Raw genomic sequence first — 7042 nt, forward strand, 5'->3', positions numbered from 1 at the left:
CAAAAGAAAAGCCGCCCGAAGGCGGCTTTTCGACTGTCTGATTCAACTCGCCCAGGGCGAGCGGGGATCAGAAGTTGTGCTGGATGCCGAAGTCGTAGGCGGTACGACGATCCAGGCTCGTGGTCTTGGCGCTGCCGATGTCAGCATAGACCTTGGTGCGCTTGGACAGGGGATAGTGGTAGCCCAGGCCGAACTTGGTGTTCTTGATGCCGTCCAGCAGGTCCTTGCCCGTCAGACGGGTGTACATGGCGCGCAGGTCGCCGCCGCCCACCGGAGCCGACACGGCCAGCGACCAGTTGTTGGCAGAGTAGTCGTCGCCAGCAGTGGTAGCCTCGGCCTTAGCAGTGGAGTACGCACCGATCAGGCGGGCCACACCGAAGTTGTAGCTGGCGGTGATGCCCATGCTGGTGCCCTTGTCACCAGCGACGATCCCCAGCGCTGCAGGGGTCGTGCCCAGCGCGGTCGCCAAGCCCGTCATACCGGCAGCGGAATCACCTTGATGGAAGCCGAAACCAACGTACAGCGGGCCACCACGGTACTCGACGTTGAAACCAACGTTGTCCTTGGTGTCATTGGTTTGTTCAGCCAAGCCGACGGCGACCTGTGCGGTCAGGCCACTCAGGTTGGGTGTGCGATAGCTGATCAGGTTGCTGTAACGTGACACGACGGCCACGGCCGAAGCAGTGTGAACCATACCGATCTGGCCAACCGTGTCATAGCCCCAAGGGTCGGCGGCGATGTTGGTCCAGAAATAGGGCGAGTAGTCGCGCCCCAGACGGAGTTCACCGAAACCACCCGACAGGCCGACCCAGGAGAAACCCTGCCAGAAGGTGCTGTCAGCAGCGCCGTTGTCCGGCGTGAAACGGTGCTCGAAGCCGAAGTTGGCACGCAGACCACCACCCAGGTCTTCCGTGCCACGGAAGCCCAGGCGCGAACCAGCCTGCTGAGCCAGCTGGAGCTCATCGTTCGAGGGGCCGCCCGTCAGGATCGAGGCGCCATCGTTGGCCTTGACCAGACCAAGGTCCAGCTTGCCATAGATGGTCACGGACGACTGAGCCACGGCGGCGCCGGCGAAAGCACCCAGCACGGCGAGAGCGAGAAGAGATTTTTTCATTGCAACTATCTCCTAGGTTGAACAAGAGGTCTCGGGGGTCGCCCGTTGTTGTCTTGGACCGGGCTGTCCGAGCCAACCTCCTCAGCGGAAGTTGGCGCTATTCCACCAGACGCCCGCGGCAGCCGCCAGCCTTGCGGTCAGAAAACGGGGGCGTTTGTTGCCTGAGTGCAACAGGCTCGGCGGGGCGGGGGCGGGCGGCATCGCCGCTTGACCCTGGTGCAGCCCGGTGGCCCTGGAACGCACTATCCTGTCTCCCTGGTCTGGCCTGCCTGCCCGATGACATGAACGCCCGCCCTGCCCTGTCCCCCATCGATGCCCTGCTCAGCGCCGCCGATGGCGCCTTGCGTACCGTGTTCGGTGCGCACCGTGCGGCCCGCCCGTGCCCCCGCCCGGCCGGGCCCACCGACGCCGCGAGCCTGAGCGAGCACGAGCGCCGGCTGTCCGGCGCGCTGATGCGGGTCAACCATGTAGGGGAGGTCTGTGCCCAGGCGCTGTACACCGCCCAGGCCCTGGCCACGCGCGATGCGGCCCTGCGCGCCCACTTCGAGGCCGCCGCCCGGGACGAGGTGGATCACCTGGCCTGGACGGAGCAGCGCCTGGCCGAACTGGGCGATCGCACGAGCTGGCTCAACCCGCTGTGGTACGCCGGCGCCTTCGGCATCGGACTGCTGGCCGGCCGCCTGGCCGGCGACCGGGTCAGCCTGGGTTTCGTGGTGGAAACCGAACGCCAGGTGGAGCAGCACCTGGAAGGCCACCTGGACCGGCTGCCTGCTCAGGACGCGGCTTCGCGCGCCATCGTGCAGCAGATGAAGGAAGACGAGGCCCGCCACGCGCTGGACGCCGAGGCGGCCGGCGCCGTGCCGCTGCCGGCGCCGGTGCAATGGCTGATGCGCGGGGCGGCCAAGGTGATGACCACGACCGCGCACCACGTCTGAGCTCAGCCCTCGACGATCTCGTAGCTCGTGGTGATCTCGGCCGTTTTGGCCAGCATGATGGTGGCCGAGCAGTACTTGTCGTGCGACATCTGGATGGCGCGCTGCACAGCGGCCTCGGGCAGGCCCCGGCCGGTCACCACGAAATGCATCCGGATGCGGGTGAAGACCTTGGGGTCGGTCTCGGCGCGGTCGGCGCTGAGCTTGACCTGACAGCCCCGTACGTCGTGGCGGCCGCGCTTGAGGATGAGCACCACGTCATAGGCGGTGCAGCCGCCGGCTCCAGCCAGCAAGGTTTCCATCGGACGCGGCGCCAGGTTGCGCCCGCCGCCGTCGGGGGCGCCGTCCATGGACAGCAAATGGCCACTGCCGGTCTCGGCCGAAAACGCCATGCCGTGGGCCGGCATCCAGTTGATCGTGCATTCCATATCGCACCGTCCGCAGGGTGGAAAGGCCGCCATTGTGTGCGCTGAGCGTCGCCTGTGCACGCGGTGCTGGAGAAGACTCTCCAGGACCAGGTGAGACTGTTATTGCGGCGCATCATGGATTCGCGTTAAAATTTTATTCATGTGATGCCTGCGCAACGCAGCATTGCAACGTTTGTCTCCTCCACCCTCCTCCTTTGGTGGATTCGGCCCAAGGCTTCACCGCCTTGGGCCTTTTTCTTGGATGCACGCTGCCGCACCCGCAGGTGTTGCACCGCAAAACGGTGCCGGGGCTCGCGTATATTCGACGGCTTCCCAGGAGGAGCCCGATGGCACGAGCCACCCCCAAGACCCCCCGTGCGGCCGCCCCGGCACGGCGCCGCAAGCATCTGTCGCTGGCCGACTATCTGCAAAAGATCCTGACCGCGCGCGTGTACGACGTGGCCGTGGAGACCGAGCTGGAGCTGGCCGACCAGCTCTCGCAGCGTCTGGGCAACCAGGTGCTGCTCAAGCGTGAGGACAACCAGCCGGTGTTCAGCTTCAAGCTGCGCGGGGCCTACAACAAGATGGCCCACCTGAGCCCGGCGCAGCTCAAGCGTGGGGTGATTTGCGCCTCGGCCGGCAACCATGCCCAGGGCGTGGCCCTGGGCGCACGCCGCCTGGGCTGCCGCTCGGTGATCGTGATGCCGGTGACCACCCCGCAGGTGAAGATCGACGCAGTGCGGGCCCTGGGTGGCGAGGTGGTGCTGTTCGGCGAGAGCTTCTCGGACGCCTACGCGCACGCCCGCGAACTGGAGGCCCAAAAGGGTCTGACCTTCGTGCACCCCTTCGACGACCCCGACGTGATCGCCGGCCAGGGCACGATCGCGATGGAGATCCTGCGCCAGCACCAGGGGCCGATCGACGCGATCTTCGTGGCCATCGGCGGCGGCGGGCTGATCTCGGGCATCGCCAGCTACGTGAAGGCCGTGCGCCCGGAGATCCGGGTGATCGGTGTGCAGATGGAAGACTCCGATGCCATGGTGCGCTCGGTGCGCCAGGGCAAGCGGGTGCAACTGTCGGACGTGGGCCTGTTTGCCGACGGCACGGCGGTCAAGTTGGTGGGCGAGGAGACCTACCGTCTGACGCGCCAACTCGTGGACGACTATGTCGTGGTGGACACCGATGCGGTGTGCGCGGCGATCAAGGACGTGTTCCAGGACACACGCAGCATCCTCGAGCCGTCTGGGGCGATGAGCGTGGCGGCGATCAAGCAGTATGTGGAGACGCACCGCTGCAAGGGCAAGACCTTCGTGGCCATCACCTGCGGCGCGAACATGAACTTCGACCGGCTGCGTTTCGTGGCCGAACGCGCCGAGGTGGGGGAGGAACGCGAAGCGCTGTTCGCGGTGACCATTCCCGAGGAACGCGGCAGCTTCAAGCGCTTTTGCGCCCTGCTGGGCGAGCGCAGCGTCACCGAGTTCAACTACCGCATCTCCGGCGCCGACGAAGCCCACATCTTCGTGGGCCTGACGACGAGCCGGCGCGGTGAGTCGGCACGCATCGCCGCGCATTTCCAGAAGCATGGCTTCCCGACCCTGGACCTGACCCACGATGAGCTGGCCAAGCAGCACCTGCGCCACATGGTGGGCGGGCATTCCGAGCTGGCGCGCGACGAGCGGCTGTTCCGTTTCATCTTCCCCGAGCGGCCGGGCGCGCTGATGAAGTTCCTGTCCACCATGCACCCGAGCTGGAACATCAGCCTGTTCCACTACCGCAACCAGGGCGCCGACTACGGCCGCATCCTGGTGGGCATCCAGGTGCCCAAAGGGGACAAGAAGGCCTTCCGGGAGTTCCTGGACACGCTGGCCTATCCGTGCATGGAGGAGACCGACAACCCGGCCTACCGGCTGTTCCTGCGCTGAACCCCCGTTTGGGGGACCGGCGCCCCATTGCGCCCCCCGGGGGGCGCTGGAAGAATGGGGCCGGCCGGCGCAGGCAGAGCATCCTCCCTCCGGCGGCCTGCCATGAGCCTGCACCGTTCGCTGATCGCCCCCACCTATCACCCCCCGCTGCAGCAGGCACTGCACGACAAGCTGGCCGCGCGCAACACCGCTGCAGGCAGCCTGGGCGAGCTCGAACCCCTGGCGGTGCGCCTGGGCCTGGTGCAGAACACGCTCAAGCCCCGGCTGCACACGCCTCAGCTCGTCGTGTTCACCGGTGACCACGGCTTGGCGGTGGACGGCATCACCGCGCCCGACACGACGCCCAGCACCGAGCAGGTGCAGGCCCTGATCACGCTGCGCACGCCGCTGGCGGTGTTTGCCCACATCCAGGGCCTGGGGCTCACCGTGGTCGATGCCGGGCTGGCCGAGCCCCTGGGGCGGCACCCGCTGCTGCTGTCGCGCAAGATCGCCCACGGCACGCGCAACTCGCGGGTGGGCGCGGCCATGTCGCTGGACCAGGCCCAGGCCGCGATCCGGGCCGGCATGGAGATCGCCAATGCCCTGCCCGGCAACGTGCTGGCCTGTGCAGGCCTGGGCGTGGGCAGCGAGGCCAGTGCGGCCCTGCTGCTCTCGCGTCTGGCCTTGCTGCCGCTCACCCAGCTCGTGCAACCGGCGGCGCAGGCCCCGCCTGAGCTGCTGGGCCACCAGGTGGCCGTGCTGCAGGCGGTGCTGGAACGTCACCGCGGCGTGAGCGAGCCGGTGGAGATGCTGGCCGCGATGGGCGGCTTCGAGATCGCGATGATGGTCGGTGCGATGCTGGTGGCCGCGGGCAAGCGCCATCTCATCATCGTCGACGGCCTGCCGGCCTGTGCCGCCCTGGCCGTGGCCTCGCGCATCGCGGCCCCGGTGGTGGACTATGCGGTGTTCTCCCGCAGCCACAGCCGCCCGGGGCTGAGCCTGGCGCTCGAGTACTTCCGGCAGGGCCCGTTGCTCGAACTGGGGCTGGAATGCACCGACGGCACCGGCGCCTCGCTGGCCTGGCCGCTGATCCACGCGGCCGCGGCCTTACTGAGCGAGGTGGCCGAGGGCGAGGATCCGGGGCCCAGCCGGCCGATGGGCTTGTGAGCCGCGCCGCTACGAGCGCAAATAGTCCAGTTCCAGCCGCTGCTGCAGCCGCCGCGCCAGGCGGAAGGTTTCCTTGAGCATGCGCCGGTCGATGTCGTTGAGCTGGGTCACGTCGAGACGGTTGGGCTGCGCGGGCATCTCGTCGGCACCGATCTGCACGCGCAGGCGCAGGGTCTGCAGGAACTCGAACCCCGCGATCCAGGCTTGGCTCTCCTGGGGCTCGACGCCCATGGCCGGGGCGGCCTGCTCGATGCGCGCGCGCGTGCCGGTGGCCGTGACCCCATGGGCCAGCGCGTAGATGCGCGCAGCCGCGACGAAGAGGGCCGCTCCCTGCATCTTGAGGTCCACCCACTCGTGAGCGCCCTCGCGGGTGGTGTCCAGGCCGCCCAGCCAGTTCAGCGGCACGCGATGGCGCAGCGCGAGCTCGCTCATCTGGCGCAAAAAGCGCGGCACCGCGCGGGCGCGGCGATGCACGAGCTGGCGCATGGGGTCGAGCAGTGCCCCCTGGCCGGCCAGGGCACGGAAGTCGAAGAAGATGCTGGCGTGCAGCAGATCCTCGGGGGCGCCATGCTCGATCCAGTGGTCGAAGCGAGCGCACCATTCACGCGGGGTCAGGCACCACTGGGGGTTCATCGCCATCACCCCGCCCTGGCACAGCGGATAGCCGCAGGCCGCCAGCCCTTCGTTGACGTCCTTCGCGAAGGCCAGCCAGCGCGCCCGGTCGCGGTCCGGGTCGTCGCTGTCGAAGACCAGGCCGTTGTCCTGGTCGGTGGCGATGGTCTGCTCGCCGCGGCCTTCGGAGCCCAGGGCGATCCAGCAGGCCCGGTCCATGTCCAGGCCGTGGGCCTGTGCCATCAGGTGCACCAGGCGTGCGGTCAGCACGTCGTTGAGATGGCTGACGAGCTCGGTGAGCTGGCGCGCACACAGGCCCTGGGCCAGCAGACTGCGCGCGAAGCGCCGGATGTCGGGCGCCGCCGAACGCAGGGCTGCCAGGTCGCGGGCATGACGCAGGTCGGAGCTGAGCTGCTTGAGCGACAGGCGCTGCAGCGCGAAGAGGTCGCGCTCGCTGACCAGGCCGACCAGCCGCTCGCCGTCGAGCACCGGCACGTGGCGGATGCCATGGCGCGACATCATCAGGGCCGCGTCCTGGGCCGTGTCGTGCGCGGCCAGCGTGTGCACCGGCCGGGTCATCACCTCGGCAACCGGTGTGGACAGCGGCCGCTGCGCCAGTGCCACACGGCCGAGCACGTCCTGGCGGGTGAGGATACCCTGCAGGCAGCCGGCGGCGTCGGTGACCAGCAGCGAGCCGATGTGCTGATCGTGCATGGTGCGCAGGGCCTCGGCCAGCGGCGTGTCGGGCCGGCAGGTGACCGGCTGCCGGCGCACCAGATGGCCCAGCGCCGTCTCGAAGGACTGCTCGGCCAGGGTCTGGGAGGCCGCGTCGGCCTGGACGGCCCGGCGCGAGAGGGTCAGGTACTGCAGGATGCGCCCGCCGAGGTAGCCGGCGAACGGCGGGCTCGC

General features: G+C 68.6%; 6 protein-coding genes. 3 read left to right on the forward strand and 3 right to left on the reverse strand.

Annotation, left to right across the window (positions count from 1 at the left end):
- Window positions 1–67: 67 nt before the first annotated feature.
- Window positions 68–1114, reverse strand: coding sequence for a porin (locus ACK42S_RS04065; protein ID WP_409703702.1), 1047 nt, complete (start codon window positions 1112–1114; stop codon window positions 68–70).
- 281 nt (window positions 1115–1395) lie between these two features.
- Between ACK42S_RS04065 and coq7 the strand changes: the two genes are divergently transcribed.
- Window positions 1396–2049, forward strand: coding sequence for a 2-polyprenyl-3-methyl-6-methoxy-1,4-benzoquinone monooxygenase (gene coq7, locus ACK42S_RS04070; RefSeq protein ID WP_409703705.1), 654 nt, complete (start codon window positions 1396–1398; stop codon window positions 2047–2049).
- Between the two features lie 2 nt (window positions 2050–2051).
- Here coq7 and ACK42S_RS04075 read toward each other — a convergent pair whose 3' ends face one another.
- Window positions 2052–2474, reverse strand: a complete 423-nt coding sequence (locus ACK42S_RS04075; RefSeq protein WP_409703708.1) for an OsmC family protein — start codon at window positions 2472–2474, stop codon at window positions 2052–2054.
- Between the two features lie 326 nt (window positions 2475–2800).
- Here ACK42S_RS04075 and ilvA point away from each other — a divergent pair, with 326 nt between their 5' ends.
- Window positions 2801–4375 carry a threonine ammonia-lyase, biosynthetic gene (gene ilvA, locus ACK42S_RS04080; RefSeq protein WP_409703711.1) on the forward strand — a complete coding sequence of 525 codons (1575 nt, stop codon included), beginning with the start codon at window positions 2801–2803 and terminating at the stop codon, window positions 4373–4375.
- A gap of 102 nt (window positions 4376–4477) precedes the next feature.
- Window positions 4478–5521 (forward strand): nicotinate-nucleotide--dimethylbenzimidazole phosphoribosyltransferase, encoded by a 1044-nt coding sequence (locus tag ACK42S_RS04085; RefSeq protein ID WP_409703714.1) that lies wholly within the window; start codon window positions 4478–4480, stop codon window positions 5519–5521.
- 9 nt (window positions 5522–5530) lie between these two features.
- On the opposite strand, the gene ACK42S_RS04090 is transcribed toward ACK42S_RS04085, so the two are convergent.
- Window positions 5531–7042 (reverse strand): DUF294 nucleotidyltransferase-like domain-containing protein (locus ACK42S_RS04090; protein ID WP_409703717.1); only part of this gene is annotated, 1512 nt, incomplete at its 5' end.

The sequence above is a fragment of the Caldimonas sp. genome (assembly GCF_046289365.1).
GTDB lineage: Bacteria > Pseudomonadota > Gammaproteobacteria > Burkholderiales > Burkholderiaceae_C > Caldimonas.